The sequence below is a fragment of the Aquimarina litoralis genome, assembly GCF_019295435.1.
GTDB classification, from domain to species: domain Bacteria; phylum Bacteroidota; class Bacteroidia; order Flavobacteriales; family Flavobacteriaceae; genus Aquimarina; species Aquimarina litoralis_A.
This window is the reverse complement of record NZ_WEKL01000063.1, coordinates 1-19,665: the sequence shown is the minus strand read 5'-3', so window position 1 is coordinate 19,665 and position 19,665 is coordinate 1. Positions and strand designations below refer to the sequence as shown.

Sequence of the window (19,665 nt, the reverse complement as noted above, 5' to 3'; positions counted from 1 at the left end):
TCATTGGCGCGTTGGTTAATACCATCCAGACTTAATCGCACTCCAAATAGTCTACCCAATACGCCATCATGCAACTCCTCAGACATACGGTGCTGTTCCATCTTACGACCTTCTTCTAGTTTAAGCTGCTGGCTAAGTAGTAATCTATAAATCTCTTGATTAGATTGCTGCTGCTTTTGCTCGAAAAGTAGTTCTTTATTACTCTGCTGCTGTCTAAAGATTACATATCCTAATAAAAACAATACTGATAGTCCCAGGATTGCAAAGATCAAATATTGATTTTCACGACTTATAGCAGCAATTTCCTCGGTCTTTTTATCACTTTCAAACTTAATTCTAGCAAATTTATTGGTATATGCTCGTTCTTCTTTGATCAAACTATCATTCAGCATAATATGCTTTTGAGCGTACTTTAGTGCTTCGTTACTCTTCGAAACTTCTGACAACAGTTGATAAGACTTTAAAAGTTCTACATTATTATGCACCACTGGAGCTGCCTCTTTTACTTTTAGTGCAAATATTTTGGCTAAGCTATCGTTTTTCTTAAATTGATAGTATTCGGAATAATGCAAGTTACTGGTAGAAAGACCGATCTGATCATTTAGACTATCACTAATTCTAGAAGACTTATCGAACAACTCTAAAACACTCGGATCATCCTTATTTGCTAAAAATCTAGCATATGCCAAATTATGAAGTAATCTTGCATATCTTTCTTGCTTATCTAAAAAAAAATCATCAAAAGATAAAGCTTTCAAATAATATTGTTCAGCTTTTTGATATTCTTTTTGTGCTTCATAAACAGTTCCTATATTATTATTACCAATAACCGCATATAACTTTTCTTTACCTATTGTCTTAGCATATTCTATTGCCTTTTCATGATAAACAATAGCATCATTATATCGCTCCATATACCTTGCAATAAGTCCCAAGTTATTGTAAGACAATGGAACATACTCTAAATTACCTGATGATTCAAATTTTTGGATGGCACTAACAGTTAATGCTTCACTTTCGCTGTAATCTTTTACCTTTCTTGATAGTTTAGCAAGATCAATTAATGTTCTACCATGGTCAAAAGCATATTCAATGAGGGGAATATTATTACCTTGATCCAAATATCTATAAATTTTATCTGCTTTATAGAAATTTGCATATGCACTGTCAAGTTGTCTGTTCCTATAATAAATACCAACATTCCCATACGACTTTGCCATACCAATGGAATCCGATATTTCTTTGGATATACTTAATGACTTTCTGTTCAGTTGTAAAAATTTATCGAAATCCTTCCTTTTGTAGTACTCTATTGAGATTTTCTGAAGCTTTTTAACCTTAAGAGATGTCTCATCCAAAGAAATAATTATAGCATACGCAGCATTTAAATCCTTTAATTGTTGCTCTTTCAACTTCGATTTTTCGTTAGCCTTATCTATACTAGAATCAATTAAATTAGATTTTAGCTCTTTAGACTCCAAGTCATTTTGTTCATTACAACTAAAGAGAAATGAAGAAATTAAAAAACACAAAAAAAGTTTTCTAAATACTGACGTCATATCTATTAAAATTAATCTCTAAATTACTAAATATATTACAATATTGTAAAAACGGGATATGAAAATTCATATCCCGTTTTAATTCTATTTATGTTACTATTGATTATCCTGCTGGCTGAACATCTTCTTCCTCGTCACTTTTGTTTAAAGTATCCAATTGCTCCATCTCCTCAATTCCTACTTCTTCATTAATGCTGTCTGACTCACAAGCGATGAACATTGAACTTACAAATAATACTGCGAATATAGTTTTTATAGCTTTCATAACGGTTTATCTTTTATAATTATATTTTATTCTGGTTGTAATTTTTTGTTAATTAAAATTTTTCCTTTTCTAAACTTTTTTTGTTCAGTACAAACAAACTTTCGTTTGGTTAGTTTCAGTTGTGTAAGGATTTCGCTGGCCAGCGGCATACTTAGATTTCTCTCTGTATATCCTTTAGTAAATGTGTAATAGGTTGATAACCTTAATTGTACACTACAAATGTAGGGAGATTGCCCCCTCGCGCCTAATATATTAAGGTGTGTTTAGTGGATGGATACCTGTACGGTGTAGATGGGTCAATTACACGAGTGGATGACCAAATTTTAAAAAACAAGAAATATGTAAGAAATGGATTACTAGCGGAATTGCCGTAAAAATTACCTAAAAAAAACTTAAAAAAAACAAAAATCCCATAAAAACTAAGAAGCTATATTTCAAAACGCTAGCATAGCTTCTTCCTTGAAAAAGAAGGGATTAGAGATATTCCCCAAAAAGTGATCAGAAAATTCCCTCACTATACTGTAAGTGTTTAGTTTCAAAATCACTAGAAAAACTCCCCAGACCTTATTAGTCATTTCATATACAGAACCTTACATATAGAACAGGGAATTTATCAAATAAAAAAACATATTATAGAGAATAACTGGAGCGTTGTCGGGATGGTAGAAATTCTTATAATATAATATGATAAATAAACATTCTTCTTTAAAACAGGATTGAGGGAAATGTTATGAAGATCGTTTGTTCCTTTTTGCCACACTGAGCTTCCTCCGCAGGCGGACAGGTGTCGAAGTGTTTTTTAACATCCTAATCTTATTAGTCTTCGACAAGCCCAGACTAACACCTCAATCTTCGGTAACCATAATAATAGAAACAAAAAAACCTCCTCGCCGTGGCGAGGAGGTTCTGACTTGCGTTTTATTATAAGTAAGATATTTGTGTGATCTATAATAAATAAAACAACTGACTGCTCTTATACACATTTACTAGATATTACAAAAAGCAATTAGTTTACAGTATGTACATTTTTTTTGAATCTATTTTATTTAATAACCAACTAAAGGGGTTTTACAATTTAGTTAGCGTTCTAAATTTTTTAAGTATTACAATCTTATTTGTATTCCACTAAAAATAAAACTGTAATAAGATCCCAATATTCGTTGGGAAGTAGTTCGGTTAATTTGTTTATTAAAATCTGATATATCAATCTTTTATAAACAAAGTCTCACTACACATAAAGAATACTATTCTTGGCTAGTGTATCTTTGATCTCTTCTACATTTGTCTTATAAGACTTAGAGAAAGGAATCATATCACTGGTATTCTTAATAGCACATTTAGCTTTACCAAAATGTATTCTAGATACATATTTCGTATTAATAATGTAACTATTATGGATACGTACAAAGTGTTCAGGTAACAAATTCTGAAAATGTTTTAATGTCTTAAAAGCTTCTACTTTATTACCATTGCTCATGATAAAATCGGTAGTATTATTATCTGCTTTTAGATACAATACTTCGTCGATATTTACGAAGCGATAGTCTCCATAAGACTTAAAACACAAGGTGTTATTATCCGCAGATACCTCTTCAAAGTCTTTCTCAAATCTGAGAACGGTTTTAATAAGGCTACTTTTAGATAATGGCTTCAGAATGTAATCCAATACACGATTACGTATTCCTTCGATAGCATAGTCTGTAGTCTTCGTAATGATAACAAACTCGGGTAAGCTTGTCATATACTTAGTAAGTTCTGATAATAGATTATACTGTGTGGTAGACGATTGAACTCCCGGAACTTCCGGCTCAAGAAAAACCAATCTTGGTTTTCTTTCTAATATCAAGTCCAACGCTTGCTGCTCATTTTCAGCAGTTCCAATACACATATAATCATTGTGATCTTCGAGAGCGATCTGAATTTTGCGTGCAGAATTCTGATCATTATCAATAATGATGTAAGGGTATTTCATGAGGTAAACAATTAAAGGTTAGCGTTGGTTATTAAATACTGTTCGTATTCAAAAAAAATTGTACACATTTACTGATTACAAGTTAGGATTTTTACTTATATCTTGGTTACGGTAAAACCGCAATATTAATACGGAATCGCAAGGATATCAGGGATTAAGAAGAAATCTTTGATCGAAATAATTTGCATGTCATCGGTTTTGGGGGTTTAGAATCTCTAAACGTAAAAAGGCAAACCTTAGTATATCCTCTCCAAAAAAATTAAATTTTACAGGTATTTGGTCATATTTTACATGTATGTCACCTACTTATCTACAACTGTAAATCCTAAATCCTAACTCCTAACTAATTTCAAAATAATACGAGATAACAAACCATGATTAAAATATTTTAAATAGTTTTAGAAAAACAAATCACACGAATGAAAAAAGTAGTTGTTCTTACTGGAGCTGGAATCAGTGCAGAAAGTGGTATCAATACCTTTAGAGATGCCGATGGTTTATGGGAAGGTCATGACATCATGGAAGTTGCTTCACCTATAGGTTGGAATAATAATCCAGAACTCGTATTAGATTTTTATAATAAAAGACGTAGTCAATTACATACAGTAAATCCTAACCTAGCTCATGAAGCATTGGTAACTTTAGAAAAAAAACATCAGGTAACCATCATCACTCAAAATGTGGATGATCTGCACGAGCGTGCGGGAAGTAGTAATGTGGTTCACTTACATGGAGAATTATTAAAAGTACGTAGTCAATTTGACGAACATCTAGTATTAGATTGGAAAGATGATCTTGTTTTAGGGGATCTCTGCGAACATAATTCACAGTTGCGCCCGCATATTGTTTGGTTTGGTGAAGAAGTGCCTATGTTAGAAAAAGCAGTTCATATTACGGAACAAGCAGATATTCTAATGATTATTGGTACTTCTATGCAAGTATATCCTGCAGCTGGTTTGGTACAATATGCTCCTGTAGGCACTCCTATTTATTTTATAGATCCAAAACCAGCAATAGCGCCCAAAGAAAATCTGACCATTTTGGCAGAAAAGGCAACTATAGGTGTTCCAAAAGTGGTAGCAGAGTTAATGAGTTAAGAATACTATTTGAAAAGGCAGACTATATAATATATGTATCTCGATGATCAATTTAGAAGAAAAAATTAGAAATACCAATCACTCCAGAGAACAACGGAACTATTTTGCCAATCTGATTTTAGAAAATCCAGCATTGTTACCACAGTTATTAGCAATTTGTCATCAGGTGGATGATGAGATTTCTTGTAGAGCTTCTTGGGGATTGGAATTTTTATGTAAAAAGAAACTAGAAACTATCTTACCCTATTTAGATTCATTTACAGAGTTATTACCAAAAGTACATCAGGATCCTGCTGTGCGACCAATGGCCAAAATTTGTGAATACCTCATTCTAGCGTATTACAAAGAAAAAAATCCCAAAGTTCAAGCTTCATTGACAGAACCATATCGAGAAAAAATTACTGAAGCCTGTTTTGATTGGCTCATCTCAGATCAAAAAGTGGCTCCCAAAGCCTATTCTATGACCAGCTTATATTTATTAGGAACAGAGTTTGATTGGATCCATCCAGAACTTAAGATCACACTCGAGAATAATTATCATGATGGCAGTGCGGCTTATAAAGCTAGATCCAGAATGATTTTGAAAAAGTTGTAGCTAAGTTTTGGTTAATGGTTAATGGTTAATGGTTAATGGTTAATGGTTAATGGTTAATGGTTAATGGTTAATGGTTAATGGTTAATGGTTAATGGTTAATAGTTATTGGTTTTGGATTTTGGGTTTCGGGTTTCAGGTATTAGGAGTTAGGTGGTGACCGTAATCAGAAACAGCTAAAAGCTAAGGACTAAAAGCTAAGGACTAAAAGCTAAAGACTAACAACTAATTTCAAAATCAAAAAATCCAACATCGAACTTCGTAATTACTAATGAAATAAATTATCTTTGCAGCTTTCAAAAAAACAAAGTTATGTCATTAACTCCTTTGCAAGCTATATCACCGATAGATGGTCGTTATGCTTCTAAAACACAATCATTAAGCGCTTATTTTAGCGAAGAAGCTTTAATCAAGTATCGCGTACTGGTAGAAATCGAATATTTCATCGCTTTATGTGAAATACCTTTACCGCAATTACAGTCTATTGACACTTCAGTTTTTGAAAAATTAAGAGCCATTTATACAGAGTTTTCTTCAAAAGATGCTCAGGCTATAAAAGATATTGAAAAAGTAACCAATCATGATGTAAAAGCAGTTGAGTACTTTATCAAGGAAAAATTTGACAATCTTGAATTACAAGCATATAAAGAGTTTATCCATTTTGGATTAACATCTCAGGATATCAATAACACTGCAATACCCTTAAGTATTAAAGAGGCTATTGGAGATGTATATATTCCACAATATATGGAGTTACTAGAAAAACTTAAATCTTTAGTAGAAGAATGGTCTGGTGTATCGATGTTAGCAAGAACGCACGGACAACCAGCTTCTCCTACTCGTTTAGGAAAAGAATTTCAGGTATACGTTACTAGACTAGAAGCTCAGTTTGATTTACTCAATGATATTCCAAGCGCAGCTAAATTTGGTGGTGCTACTGGAAATTACAACGCACACAAAGTTGCTTATCCAAATATTGACTGGAAAGATTTCGGAACTCGTTTTGTACAAGAGAAATTAGGATTACACCATTCTTTCCCAACTACACAGATTGAACACTATGATCATATGGCTGCATTGTTTGATGGATTGAAACGTATTAATACGATCATTCTAGATTTAGATCGTGATGTATGGACATATGTATCTATGGATTACTTTAAACAAAAAATCAAAAAAGGCGAAGTTGGATCTTCGGCTATGCCACATAAAGTGAATCCTATTGATTTTGAAAATAGTGAAGGAAATATTGGTATTGCTAATGCATTATTTGAGCATTTAGCCTCTAAGTTACCTGTAAGTAGATTACAACGTGACTTAACAGATAGTACCGTACTTAGAAATGTGGGAGTTCCATTTGGACATACACTTATTGCTTTTCAAGCTACCTTAAAAGGATTAAGCAAGTTATTACTGAATAAAGAGAAGTTTGCTCAAGATTTAGAAAATAATTGGGCTGTAGTAGCTGAAGCTATTCAAACTATCTTAAGAAGAGAAGGATATCCAAATCCATATGAAGCATTGAAAGGTTTGACAAGAACGAATGAAGCTATCAATCAGAATTCGATTGCTGATTTTATCGAAACACTAGAGGTTTCTGATGCTATTAAATCTGAACTGAAAGTGATTACTCCTTCGAATTATACTGGAATATAGTTGATGGTTGATGGTTGATGGTTGATGGTTGATGGTTGATGGTTGATGGTTGATGGAAATTAATTGAAAAATATACTGATCACTACTATATTCTTAGAAAACAAAAAAGCTTTGACGTATTGTCAAAGCTTTTTTTATTTACAGAATTATGGGATTTAGTCAATATTAACTTCTCCTATAATATCTTTTATAGCACCTATATCTACATTACCTTTATCGATAGCATTCATCAATTTAGCAATATTAGCAGGTTTCATATCATCACCTAAGACTCTTACTAATGCTAAACCGCGATCACTGTTAGAAGCAAAAACGATCATCTCATCGATTTCATCTTCATCTCCTTCAAACTTTAATACTGCTTTGGTTCCATTAGAACCAAAACGCATCAAGGTTTCATACTTCTCAGCATCCAAAATAGAATTGATCTTAGCTTTTTCCTCTTCAAACCTTGTTTTGGTCTCAGTTTTTTCTTCTTTAATAGGTAAGGCTAGAAAATTAACCTTCTTAATACTTTCTAATGCTGCTCTTTCATCATCAGAAAGATTTACTTTTTTTGTTCTTGCATCTAATAAACTTGTTGCTAGATCTACTGCTACAAAATCTTTATCACCCTGATGATCGATAAAATACTTTTGCAAAGACAGCTCATTACTACAACTTATGTATAGAAATCCGCAAAGTACAAGAATAAGCTTACTAATATTTTTCATTTGAATTGGTTTTATTTGGTTGATTGATTGATGATAAGCTTCTTCAGATCATTGATCTAAAGAAGCTTGTGTAACTTAAACTAATCTTCTATATAAGTTTAATTTTTCTTTACTTTTTTAAGCTCCTCACCTCCAGGAACATTTAGGTGATCGGCAATTTTAGAAACTTGTCTAAGATCTATATCTCCGGTAATAGTAAGCACTACAGTATCTGGTCCTCCTTCACTTTCCATTCCTTCCATGAACATAAAAAGTTCAGTTACAAAATTATCATTCTTGCCTGGTTTAGAATAGAATTTTACATTTTTACCATCACTTTTCACTCTCATTAATTCATCTAGTGAAGTATTACTAAGATATTTTTGTACATCTGCTTTCATCTGCTTTCCGATTTTTTTGTCTTCGGTAGCAAATACTTTGATGTTTTTAATATTCTCTACTAGATTGATATATTCTTTTACTTCTGGATCGTTACTTTCTAAATCCATTTTAGCTAATAGCTTAAACATTTTACTAGTCACTACCACCGAAGATACTTCGCTCATATCTTCATACTTATCAAAATTACTTTGAGCAATAGAGATGAATGGTGCTAATGCTACTACTAATATAATTGCAAACTTTTTCATAATTAATTCAATTTAAGACTCCCTATTGGGAACATAGTATTCGTGTTTATTTTATCAATTTATTTTTAGCATTTTCGAATTCATTGAGATACACCAATTCTTTTTGGGCATTATCAAATTCATTCAGGTATACTAATTCCTTTTTACCCTCATTCATTAAACGAGCTACCAAATTGAGGGCTTCTTTGGTTTTTTGTAATGCAATCTCTGGATCATCATAAGTTCCATATACTCCTTCTGGATCAGCTCCAGCAGGAATGTCTTTGATAAATAGCCCCACAATTAAAGCTATTGATGCTGCCACTCCTATCCAGGTATACCAAGGCACTTTGGAAGTATTGGTTTTTAGATTCACTTCAGAACTTACAGTTACTTGGCTCTCATCAGAAAAAAACTGAAATAAATCCTTGTATCTTTCCAAATGCGACGGCACACTTTCTCCGGTAAAATAAACCTTTAATTCTTTTTCTTCAGAAAGGGTCGTTTCTCCTTCAAAATACTTCTCCAGTAATTTCTCTATGTTAGCCAACTCCATAATTGTGTTTTTTTAATAATTCTTGTCGTATTGTTTTTCTTCCTCTTGATAATGCTACTCGAACTGCCGTTTCATTCATCTCCAACATTTCAGCAATTTCGGCATTATCATATTGTTCTATATCTCGTAACTGAATGATCATTCGTTGCTGTTCTGGTAGACCATCCATAATTTTTCCTACCCACTCCAGACTATCTTTTGCTTCAACTTGTCTTTGTAATGAAGGCCTTTCATCTTTATAATTGCTATGTACAATTTTTAAATTTCCAGTTTCCTTCGCTTTCAACTTATCATAACAATAATTTTTAGTCATCGTCATTGCAAATGCTTCTACATTTTTATATTCAGCCATTTTCGACTTATTCCGCCATAGCTTTAACAAAATTTCCTGCGTAGCATCTTCTGCTTCTTCATTACTCACCAACAATCGTTTAGCCAACCTGTACAGCTTGTCTTTAAAACCATTAGTAAGCGATATAAATGCTCTTTCTTTCATATTTCGTTGGTTGGTGGTTACAAAGCTACTTATGTTAGCTTTATATTAGGGAGACGACTATACCTATAATTTGTTACACAATTTTTTAAAATTATAATAAAGTCCCTATTTTTAGGGTTATCTAAATAAAAAAAGTCTATGAAAATTGTAAAGTATTTTGTTGTGGTATTACTTTTGGGGAGTATACTTACCAGCTGTTTTGATGATAATGATGATGTACCAGGTTTATCAGGTGTTGTAGAAATAAATGATTTTATCTGGAAAGGGATGAATACTTTTTATTTATATAAGTCAGATGTTGATGATTTAGCTAATGACAGATTTACTTCAAATCAAGAGTACACAAATTTTTTAAGTAGTTTTTCTACTCCTGAAGCTATTTTCTTTGATTTGAGAACAAAAGAAGTAGATGCAGCTAGCGGAATTCCTATTGATGATTTTAGTTTTTTAGTTGATGATTTTGTTGCCTTAGAGCAATCGTTTGACGGTGTTACAAGAAATAACGGAATGGAATTTGGTTTAGTGCGTTATCCAAATGACCCTTCAAATGTATTTGGATATGTACGTTATGTATTACCAGGAACAGATGCAGAAACTAAAGGTGTACAAAGAGGAAATATTTTTAACACTATCGATGGTACTCAAATTACTGATCAAAATTTCAGTTCTTTACTAAGTCCAGATACGTATACTATTGGTTTAGCAACTTTTGATGGAAATGACGTAACACCAACGGGTTCTTCTATCTCTCTTACTAAAATACAATACACCGAAAATCCAGTGTTTATTTCCAAAACCATAGATGTGGGTGGAAATTCTGTTGGATATATAATGTATAATGGATTCACCGGAGATTTTGATGCACAATTGAATACTGCTTTTGGTCAGCTGGCCGCAGAAAATGTTACGGATCTTGTATTAGACTTGAGATACAATGGTGGTGGCTCTGTAACTTCGGCGATCGATTTAGCAAGTATGATTACAGGACAATTTAGTGGACAAGTTTTCTCTGTAGAAGAATGGAATGAAGATAGACAACCACAATTTGGAGGAACAAATCTGTTTGATAGTACTATCAGAACAGGAGCTGGAATTAACAGCCTAAATTTAAATAGACTATATGTATTAACAAGTAGAAGTTCCGCTTCTGCCAGTGAGTTATTAATAAATGGTTTGGATCCTTATATCAATGTAATACAAGTTGGAACCACTACAAGAGGAAAATTTCAGGCATCTATCACACTATATGATTCTGATAATTTTGGACGTAATGGTGCTAATCCAGGTCATACATATGCTATGCAACCTTTGGTATTAAGGTCTTTAAACTCTGTTGGTTTTACAGATTATTTTGCAGGATTTGTTCCCGAAATAGAAGTTGCTGAAGACTTTTCTAATTTAGGAGTTTTAGGAGATCCTAATGAGCCATTACTAAAAGCTGCAATTGATAATATTTTAGGGAATAGAACAGCCTTTAACTACAACAATTTAGAATTAGAAATGGTTGGAGAAAGTAAAATGAAACTTCCTAATTATCAAAGAATGTATACTACTATCAAAGATAAAACGAAAGAATAACGAATAATATTCATATATAAATAAAAAAACTCAAGTCATGATCGACTTGAGTTTTTTTATTGCTTGTTCTTTTTACAATACTTAAAATGTGAGATTAAATCCTATTCTAGCATTTCGTCCTCTTGTACTAAATCCAAACACCTCCTGATATTCCTCATTCGTAATATTGTTCATTGCTGCATAGATACTAAAGTTATCCATTAATTGATGACTGATATAAAAATCTAAAATTCCATACCCATCCAATTCAACCGGTTCTGAAGTAAAGTTTACAGGGTCAAAGAATGTGTCATTTCTTTCACTATTCAATTGGTAGCTTAGTGATGTAAATGATTTGGATGTCAATTGATACCCTACTGTTGCTTGCAAAGTATTTTCAGGAATTCTGATATTGTTTTCTAATTTATCAATATTAGTATATGTATAATTAGCATTGATGGAAAGTTTATCATCTAGCAATTCAGCACTTGCTTCTACCTCGATTCCATTAACTTCTATATCCTCTGGAGAATTAAAGTTCACAAAAGTATTAGGATCAAAAGTGATAAAATTTTCAGATTTTCTATCAAAATATACGACACTAATCTTAGCTTTTTTCTGATGCGAGAACTCTATCCCTCCTTCAATTGTTGTACTTTCTTCTGGTTCCAAATCAGGATTTCCACTGAAAAAAGCTGTATCATATAATTGGAATAAGGATGGTGTAATATACGCGGTACTATAAGAAGCTAATCCTTTTACATAATTTCCCCCAAAAGTATAGGTAAATGATGGATTTATATTATACACGAAATGATTTCCGTAAGCACTATGAATGTTTAATCTTCCTCCGGCGTTTACATTTAAACCGAATTTAGAAACATATACTAAATTGATATATGGATCAATAATATCGAAGTCCGCTTCATTATCATTAATAGTTTGCTCAAGATCATCACTTCCAAACGGAATATTAAACAAATTAAAATCACTATACGAACCGTTCGCTCCAATTACTGTATATAATGTTTCCTTAAAATTATATTTATTATATGCATCAAAAGTATAAATCTTACCTTCATATTTTGTGGGAAAGTTAGATATAAACTCTCTATCTACTAATGCATAGCTGTCTATAAAAGTAAAGCTTCCATTAGGATACTTGGCTTCCCAGAAAGTTCCTCCTCGTAATTGTCGACTATCAAACTGATTATTTGCATCCAATCCTGCACCACCATCAAACTCAGTTTTGTACTGATCTAGGTTTCCAAAGAAATGGAATCTAAAGTTATCATTCCATTTATATCCTACTTTAGCGTATACATTAAACTTATTGTATGCATCACTTTCAAATGTTTCACCTGTAGTAGATTCCAACGGATTTTCTGCTGCAGATAACCCATCTGTTGACTGATGCGATAAGCTTGCTAAATAACTTACTTTACCAACCGTTCCATTGATGGACGCAAAGTTCACAAATTCATTAACATCATAATCCTGATCATCCTGAGACTGATTTGTTCCAATACTGGAAGAGAATTGTGCAGCAATAGTTTTTTTGCTTTCCGATTTTGTCGTAATATTAATTACTGCTGTTGCCGCTCCAGATCCATACAACGTACTAGAAGCTCCTTTCAAAATTTCTATAGACTCAATTTGATTGGTAGATAATAAACGTAAATCAAAATCTCCTGCAGAAGATGTTGGATCACTTACAGTTACTCCATCTACCCTGATAACTACTTGTCTATTTCTACCACCTCGAATCGATACACCCAATGGTTCTCCTGCAGCATTATTACTACCATTAATAAAAACTCCAGCTACTCTGTTTAAAACTGTAGCGACAGATTGCCCTTGACTTCGCTCAAGTTCTTCTGAAGTAATTTTAGTAATTACTTTTCCACTTTGTTCTCTTTTTAAATTGAATTTTGAATCAGAGATCACCACTTCTTCTAATTCATTTACTTTTTCTTCATTTGTTGCTTCTTGCGCTGAAACAACTTGAGACCCTACAAATAATAATGCAGCCCCAAAAAACACTTTTTTGTTCATTTCCTAAATGACTTATTGTTTACAATTACCGGAAAAAAGTATGTAGTTTACCCATACCAAAACCTCTATCCCGAAAGTTTGACATATTGAACGATGGCAGGTCTCCTGGCTTACGTCTTGCTGCTTACCTTCCCATCCGCCTGAGGCGGACAGTGGTTAAAAGAATTAACAACAAGCATCCGCCTGAGGCGGACTAAGTTTACAGTTGCGGGAACAGCTCAGGAATTATTCATTTCAAATTCAAAACACGAATAAGACATGTATTCACCTGATTCCCTTTTAATTATCAACGCCAGTATGGCGTATCAAAACCAAAATTCTGCGCGAATGTATTATATTTCTATGAAAATGCATCTACTTTAACAAATAAATTGATAATACTAGTATCTTTACACTCTCTAAAGCCTTTAAAAAATGTTGTATTACATCACCGGTGGTGAACGTTCTGGAAAAAGTAGCTATGCACAAAATCTTGCGTTAGAACTTTCTAAAGAACCCATATATATAGCGACTTCCAGAATTTGGGATGAGAATCACCAAAAACGTATTGATAGACACATTGCTGATCGAGATGACAGTTGGACCTCTATTGAAGAGGAAAAAGAATTGTCCAAAGTTGTCAAAAAAAATACGACAGTAGTTATTGATTGTGTCACACTATGGCTCACTAATTTTTTTATGGATACGAAAAGTGATGTTGAAACTTCCCTTAATTTAGCAAAAAAAGAATTTGATAAACTCATAACAATTGATGCAAATATTATTATTATTTCTAACGAAATAGGAATGGGAGTTCATGCTACAACAAAAATAGGAAGAAAATTTACAGAGCTTCAAGGCTGGATGAATCAACACATTGCAAAATATGCGGATCAAGCGATCCTAATGGTATCTGGTATACCGGTAAAAATAAAATAATATGAATTTTACAATAGCTCCTCTAAATAAATCTTTAGAGAATATTATTCAGCATAAAATCAATCTTAAAACAAAACCCGTAGGATCTTTGGGTATGTTAGAAAAAATAGCATTACAAATAGGATTGATACAACAAACCAACACTCCTAAATTCAATAATCCTACGATTTTGGTTTTTGCGGGAGATCATGGCATTGCAGAGAAAGGAGAAGTTAATCCTTTCCCACAGGTAGTAACGCAACAAATGGTATACAACTTTCTAAACGGAGGTGCTGCTATCAATGCTTTTTGTAATCAGAATAAAATCAATTTAAAAATCATTGATGCTGGAGTAAATCATAATTTCAATAATGCTGAAGGTCTTATTGATGCTAAGATTGCCAATGGTACTAAAAATTATGAAGAAGAACCTGCAATGACCTTAGAACAATGTGAGAAGGCATTGCAAAAAGGAGCATCTTTGGTTACCGATGTATATCAAGAAGGAAGTAATATTATCGGTTTTGGAGAAATGGGAATAGGAAATTCTTCTTCTTCGGCCTTGCTAATGGCACATTTTACGAAATTGCCAATTCTAGAATGTGTAGGTTCTGGAACAGGAATACAAGGAGATGCTAAAAAGAAGAAAAAGATGATCCTTCAATCAGTTTTTGAAAAGCATAAACCTACATCAGCAATCGAAGCACTAGCTACTTTTGGAGGTTTTGAAATAGCCATGATTGCAGGAGGTATTCTTAAAGCAGCTGAACTAAAAATGACTATTCTTATTGATGGGTTTATTGTAACTGCCGCGCTATTGGCTGCTAATGATATGTATGAAAATGTATTAGATTATTGCATTTTTGCACACGCTTCTAAAGAACAAGGTCACCTTAAAATGTTAGATTATCTCGAAAGAAAACCTCTAATAGATCTTGGAATGCGATTAGGTGAAGGTACTGGAGCAGCAGTAGCATATCCTATACTAGAATCTGCCGCAGCTTTTTTAAATAATATGGCTAGTTTTGAAGAAGCTTCTGTAAACACCCAAGAATCTTAACTAGGTGAAAAAAGGTATCTTATCCATATTGATTGCTCTTGTTGGTTTTTTCTTTATGTATAAGTACCATCTTAAAATGTATGAAATACAAAACAACCTGATTACAGGAAAAGAAACACGTTTCATTTTCATCGACGATCTTATTTCTTTTACAAGATTATTCAAGATGGTAACCATTAGTATTTCTTTACTAAGTTTGTATCTAGGTACGATTGCTATTTTAAAGAAAAACAAAATCGGAATTGTTGGAATAATACTATCAATCCTACTATTTATTGCTGTTTTTATTCCTTTTTGGAAGTACTTTTCTCAAAATGAAATACCCATAGTCAATTGATTATAAATCACTAAGAGATCCTATAATGAAAAAAGAAATTCATATATTTTTTACGGCTCTTATGTTTTTTACAAGGATTCCTTGTCCTAAATGGGTAAATCATGATCCTGAATACTTACGAAAAAGCTCTAAATACTTCCCTCTTGTAGGTATTTTAGTGGGCAGTATTGCAGCACTGGTGTTTTACGGATCTTCATTTCTGTTTTCTAAAGAAATAGCATTGCTACTATCAATGTTTAGTACCATTTATGCAACTGGAGCATTCCATGAAGATGGTTTTGCAGATGTTTGTGATGGTTTTGGCGGTGGTTGGACCAAAGAAAAAATTCTTCTTATCATGAAAGATTCTAGATTAGGAACCTATGGCACAATTGGAATCTTATTATTATTGGCGATAAAATTTTCAGCATTAAGAGAAATTGAAACTGTGTACATTCCTTTAGTATTAGTTTCTGGACATAGTTTGAGTCGATTCATTGCAACAACTCTTATTTATACACATCCGTACGTTAGAGATACAGAAGATAGTAAAGCAAAACCTGCTGCAAAAAGTATGAGTTTAGGTATGCTAATCATTAGTGGTGTTTTTGGAATTACCCCTCTCCTATTTTTTTTAAATCCTTTACTATTTATATCCATAATACCTATGTATCTTTCTAAAATGTTTTTAGCTGCAAAATTTAAAAAATGGATTGGAGGTCAAACAGGTGATTGTGCTGGTGCCGTTCAGMAATTAAGTGAAGTTGTTTTTTATCTAAGTATTATAGGATTATGGAAATATATTTGGTAAGACATACTACTCCTGATATCCAAAAAGGAGTTTGTTACGGACAAAGTGATTTGGACGTTGCTAACACTTTTGAAACTGAAGTAGCTGAAATTCATACTCAAGTCCCAGTAAAAGAAATAACAAAAGTTTATAGCAGCCCTCTAAAACGTTGTAAATTGTTAGCCGAAACTTTTAAACTTCCGATAGCATTTGATACTAGACTAATTGAATTAGATTTTGGAGACTGGGAACTACAAAAATGGGATGAAATTTCAAAAGAAACCCTTGATCCATGGATGGAAGATTTTGTAAACGTTCAAGTTCCGAATGGTGAATCTTACATCAAGTTACAGGAAAGAATTTTGGATTTCTATAATGGTCTACAACCAAATTCTGATGACAAAATAATTATTGTATCCCATGCTGGTCCCATAAGAGCATTAGTATCTTATCTACAAAATATAGCTTTAAAAGATTCTTTTGGTTTTAAATTAGACTATGGTGAAGTTGTCAAAATTTAACTCAAACTAAACTAATTCCAAAATAGCAAAATTATAATTAGTGGATGTTTCTTTGCCCACAACTTTCACATTTAGTCTTTCATTAAACAATGGTGCATTTACCACTAGGGTATGATACTCTCCATTTTCTCCACAAACATCAATTCCTAACATTTCTAATTCGTTAACAAGTTCTCGGTCAATAGTTCTTCCTAAAAAATCTGGCCCTAAAGTTTGGTTACAAGAAACAATCATCGCTTCAATATGATAATCAATCATATCCAATACCAATTGTTTCCTAGGCTGTTGCCAAATAGGTAATATTGCTTCTAAATTTGCTGCATGAGCCACTTTTTCTTCCCATTCACGATGTGATTGGATATCAATATCTCCAAAAACAGCAGATTGTAAGTCATATTCCTTTGACAGTGATTTTAAATTTTGAATGTATAGTCGTTCATAATCTTTCCAAGTACTTTCAAAAAAGTGAATTGGCAACTCCATAGCATTTGCTTGTGCCTTTAAAACTTCCTTTGGGATTCCATGAGATCGAGATCGATCTCCAAATTCATTAAGTACATTTAATAAAACAGTAGGTTGAGCTCCATTCTTTATAGCCATATGCATTGCATAACAACTATCTTTTCCACCGCTCCAAGAACACAAAAAAGACATATCTAAAAATTAACTTTCACAAATTAACGGTAAATCATAACAAGATTTCAAAAAATATATCGAAGTTTGGCAAATAATTGAAATCTCATGAACAGAGTTTGTTTTCTAGCCATACTATGCATCTTTCTTATATCTTGTAAGGAAGAAAAAAAAGAGGCTAAACCAGTAATTAGTCAGGAAATTGTTGACCAGCAAATCTCATATGCTACAGGTTTTACTATTGAAAATAAAGACGCTTATAAAGAAATTAAAATAACTTCTCCTTGGCCAGATGCTAAAAGTACATTCACCTATGTCCTTTTTCCAAAGGGAACACAAAAACCAAGCATACCAGGAAAAGCTTCTTATATAGAAATTCCTGTAAAAAAAACTGTTGTTACTTCCACAACAGATATACCCATGTTAGAGTATTTAGGTTTAGAAAACAAGTTAATCGGGTTTCCACATTGTGACTATATTTCTTCTGAAAAGACTAGAACTTTGATCGATAATGGTTCGATATTAGAATTAGGTAATAATGGACATCTCAACACAGAACTCACCTTAGAACTTGCTCCAGAACTGATTATTGGATATTCAGCAACTGGTGATACCAAAACCTATGATCTATTGGAAAAAACAGGAATACCGGTAGTAATGAATGGTTCTTGGATGGAACAACATCCACTGGGACGTGCAGAATGGATAAAATTTGTTGCTGCTTTCTATGGCAAAGAAAAAAAAGCTGATAGTATTTTTAAAACAATAGAAAAGGATTACAACAAAGCTGCTGCTCTAGCAAAGAATACTGGAAAATCGCCAACGGTTTTATCGGGAAATATGTTTAAAGATGTATGGTATGTTCCTGGAGGAGATAGCTATGTTGCTCAATTTTTAAAAGATGCTAATACCAATTATTTATGGCAGGAAACAAAGAAAACCGGCAGTATCGCCTTAAACTTTGAAAGTGTTTTGGAAAAAGCTCAAAACGCTGAACTTTGGATAGGTTCTGGATCTTCTAAATCCTTAAAGGAACTTCAAGAAAAAAACAATAGATATACTTTTTTCGAAGCTTTTAAAAATAAAGCCGTATATTCTTCTACGTTAAAAACCGGTGCCAAAGGAGGTTTGATCTATTATGAATTAGGACCTATGCGCCCAGATTTGATTCTAAAAGATATTATCCAAATTGCGCACCCAGAATTATTAAAAGATTACGAACCTTATTTTTTTGAAAAACTAAATTAATTGACCCCAAGCAAATCATACAAAGGTGTTTTTCTTATCATTACCATAGTACTGTTGCTATGTTTTGTAACTAATATAAGTCTTGGTTCTGTATTGATTCCTTGGATGGATACCTTAAAGAGTTTAGTTGGAGGTATTCCAGGAAAAGAATCCTGGAAACATATTATCATTGATTATCGATTACCAAAAGCAATAACTGCAGTTATTGTAGGAAGCGGATTGGGCGTTTCAGGTTTACTGATGCAAACTTTATTCAGGAATCCACTTGCAGGACCTTTTGTTTTAGGGATTAGTTCTGGAGCAAGTCTTGGTGTAGCATTATTAATTTTAGGAAGTGCTCTTATTGGTGGTACAACAGCATTATTTTTAGTATCTAATTGGGGATTGGTAATTGCAGCTAGTTTGGGAAGCGTTTTAGTACTTTTATTGGTAATGATTGTTTCCGTGAAAGTAAAAGATACTATGGCTATACTGATTATTGGATTAATGTTCGGAAGTATTACAGCTGCCATTGTGAGCGTACTTTCCTATTTTGCTCCAGCCGAACAATTACAACGATATATTTTTTGGGGATTTGGTAGTTTAGGAAATTTATCTTGGATGGATGTTTTAATTTTCACAATAATTGTTATCGCAGGAATGATACTAGCTGTTTTTTCTATAAAACCTTTAAACACTCTATTATTAGGAGAAAACTATGCTCGTAGTCTTGGGTTAAATATCAAAAAAAGTCGTTTCCTAATTATTTTAGCGACTGGATTATTGGCAGGAAGTATCACTGCTTTTGCCGGACCTATTGCATTTATTGGATTAGCTGTTCCTCACCTTACCAGACAATTATTTCATACCTCTGACCATAAAACCTTGATTCCAGCGGTTATGCTAATTGGAAGTATGATCATGCTCATTTGTGATACGATTTCGCAACTTCCAGGAACCGAATACACCTTACCAATCAACGCTATCACCTCATTGATTGGTGCTCCAGTTGTGATATGGTTATTAGTTAGAAAACGAAAAATGTTATTTTAAGTGATTATGGAGATAGAATCTACTGATACCGAAAATAAAAAT

The 19,665-nt window shown here is 32.9% G+C and carries 19 protein-coding genes and 1 riboswitch; of the genes, 11 read left to right on the top strand and 8 right to left on the bottom strand.

The window, feature by feature from the left end; genetic code table 11:
• On the bottom strand, positions 1–1,559 hold a 1,559-nt coding region (locus GBO31_RS21690), incomplete at its 3' end, for a tetratricopeptide repeat protein (protein ID WP_219010635.1).
• Positions 1,560–3,052: 1,493 nt separating this feature from the next.
• Positions 3,053–3,796, bottom strand: a complete 744-nt coding sequence (locus GBO31_RS21685) for a LytR/AlgR family response regulator transcription factor (protein ID WP_219010633.1) — start codon at positions 3,794–3,796, stop codon at positions 3,053–3,055.
• Positions 3,797–4,215: 419 nt separating this feature from the next.
• Between GBO31_RS21685 and GBO31_RS21680 the strand changes: the two genes are divergently transcribed.
• The 3 genes from GBO31_RS21680 (at position 4,216) to purB (ending at position 7,141) form a co-directional block, all read left to right on the top strand.
• Positions 4,216–4,893, top strand: a complete 678-nt coding sequence (locus tag GBO31_RS21680; protein ID WP_219010631.1) for an SIR2 family NAD-dependent protein deacylase — start codon at positions 4,216–4,218, stop codon at positions 4,891–4,893.
• A 43-nt stretch (positions 4,894–4,936) separates the two neighbouring features.
• A complete protein-coding gene (locus GBO31_RS21675) occupies positions 4,937–5,488 on the top strand; it encodes an adenylosuccinate lyase (protein WP_219010629.1) in 552 nt (183 codons plus the stop codon).
• Positions 5,489–5,797: 309 nt separating this feature from the next.
• Positions 5,798–7,141 carry an adenylosuccinate lyase gene (purB, locus tag GBO31_RS21670; RefSeq protein WP_219010627.1) on the top strand — a complete coding sequence of 448 codons (1,344 nt, stop codon included), beginning with the start codon at positions 5,798–5,800 and terminating at the stop codon, positions 7,139–7,141.
• Between the two features lie 155 nt (positions 7,142–7,296).
• On the opposite strand, the gene GBO31_RS21665 is transcribed toward purB, so the two are convergent.
• The 4 genes from GBO31_RS21665 to GBO31_RS21650 all read right to left on the bottom strand — a co-directional run bounded on the left by GBO31_RS21665 (position 7,297) and on the right by GBO31_RS21650 (position 9,514).
• Positions 7,297–7,854 carry a DUF4252 domain-containing protein gene (locus tag GBO31_RS21665; protein WP_219010625.1) on the bottom strand — a complete coding sequence of 186 codons (558 nt, stop codon included), beginning with the start codon at positions 7,852–7,854 and terminating at the stop codon, positions 7,297–7,299.
• Positions 7,855–7,952: 98 nt separating this feature from the next.
• Entirely contained in the window at positions 7,953–8,483 is a 531-nt protein-coding gene (locus GBO31_RS21660) for a DUF4252 domain-containing protein (RefSeq protein WP_219010623.1), read from the bottom strand.
• Positions 8,484–8,529: 46 nt separating this feature from the next.
• Positions 8,530–9,018, bottom strand: coding sequence for a hypothetical protein (locus GBO31_RS21655; RefSeq protein ID WP_219010622.1), 489 nt, complete (start codon positions 9,016–9,018; stop codon positions 8,530–8,532).
• On the bottom strand, positions 9,005–9,514 hold the full coding sequence (locus GBO31_RS21650) for an RNA polymerase sigma factor (RefSeq protein ID WP_219010621.1): 510 nt from the start codon (positions 9,512–9,514) through the stop codon (positions 9,005–9,007). The genes GBO31_RS21655 and GBO31_RS21650 overlap by 14 nt, the downstream gene beginning before the upstream one ends.
• Positions 9,515–9,652: 138 nt before the next feature.
• Between GBO31_RS21650 and GBO31_RS21645 the strand changes: the two genes are divergently transcribed.
• Positions 9,653–11,092, top strand: a complete 1,440-nt coding sequence (locus GBO31_RS21645) for a S41 family peptidase (protein WP_219010620.1) — start codon at positions 9,653–9,655, stop codon at positions 11,090–11,092.
• A gap of 81 nt (positions 11,093–11,173) precedes the next feature.
• Here the strand turns inward: GBO31_RS21645 and GBO31_RS21640 are convergent, their stop codons facing one another.
• On the bottom strand, positions 11,174–13,126 hold the full coding sequence (locus GBO31_RS21640; RefSeq protein WP_219010619.1) for a TonB-dependent receptor plug domain-containing protein: 1,953 nt from the start codon (positions 13,124–13,126) through the stop codon (positions 11,174–11,176).
• Between the two features lie 78 nt (positions 13,127–13,204).
• Positions 13,205–13,457: riboswitch (cobalamin riboswitch) on the bottom strand.
• Between the two features lie 83 nt (positions 13,458–13,540).
• Between GBO31_RS21640 and GBO31_RS21635 the strand changes: the two genes are divergently transcribed.
• The 5 genes from GBO31_RS21635 to cobC are packed head-to-tail and all read left to right on the top strand — an operon-like array spanning position 13,541 to position 16,710.
• Positions 13,541–14,044, top strand: coding sequence for a bifunctional adenosylcobinamide kinase/adenosylcobinamide-phosphate guanylyltransferase (locus tag GBO31_RS21635; RefSeq protein ID WP_219010618.1), 504 nt, complete (start codon positions 13,541–13,543; stop codon positions 14,042–14,044).
• A gap of 1 nt (position 14,045) precedes the next feature.
• Entirely contained in the window at positions 14,046–15,083 is a 1,038-nt protein-coding gene (cobT, locus tag GBO31_RS21630) for a nicotinate-nucleotide--dimethylbenzimidazole phosphoribosyltransferase (protein WP_219010616.1), read from the top strand.
• Between the two features lie 4 nt (positions 15,084–15,087).
• Positions 15,088–15,420: a hypothetical protein gene (locus GBO31_RS21625; RefSeq protein WP_219010614.1), complete on the top strand. Its 333-nt coding sequence runs from the start codon at positions 15,088–15,090 to the stop codon at positions 15,418–15,420.
• Positions 15,421–15,445: 25 nt separating this feature from the next.
• Entirely contained in the window at positions 15,446–16,210 is a 765-nt protein-coding gene (locus GBO31_RS21620) for an adenosylcobinamide-GDP ribazoletransferase (RefSeq protein ID WP_219010612.1), read from the top strand.
• A complete protein-coding gene (gene cobC, locus GBO31_RS21615) occupies positions 16,192–16,710 on the top strand; it encodes an alpha-ribazole phosphatase (RefSeq protein WP_219010611.1) in 519 nt (172 codons plus the stop codon). The genes GBO31_RS21620 and cobC overlap by 19 nt, the downstream gene beginning before the upstream one ends.
• A gap of 6 nt (positions 16,711–16,716) precedes the next feature.
• On the opposite strand, the gene GBO31_RS21610 is transcribed toward cobC, so the two are convergent.
• On the bottom strand, positions 16,717–17,364 hold the full coding sequence (locus GBO31_RS21610; RefSeq protein WP_219010609.1) for a diphthine--ammonia ligase: 648 nt from the start codon (positions 17,362–17,364) through the stop codon (positions 16,717–16,719).
• An 87-nt stretch (positions 17,365–17,451) separates the two neighbouring features.
• On the opposite strand from GBO31_RS21610, the gene GBO31_RS21605 reads away from it, so the two are divergent.
• Both GBO31_RS21605 and GBO31_RS21600 read left to right on the top strand, forming a co-directional pair.
• A complete protein-coding gene (locus GBO31_RS21605) occupies positions 17,452–18,591 on the top strand; it encodes an ABC transporter substrate-binding protein (RefSeq protein WP_219010608.1) in 1,140 nt (379 codons plus the stop codon).
• Positions 18,592–19,623, top strand: coding sequence for a FecCD family ABC transporter permease (locus tag GBO31_RS21600; RefSeq protein WP_219010605.1), 1,032 nt, complete (start codon positions 18,592–18,594; stop codon positions 19,621–19,623).
• Positions 19,624–19,665: the final 42 nt, after the last annotated feature.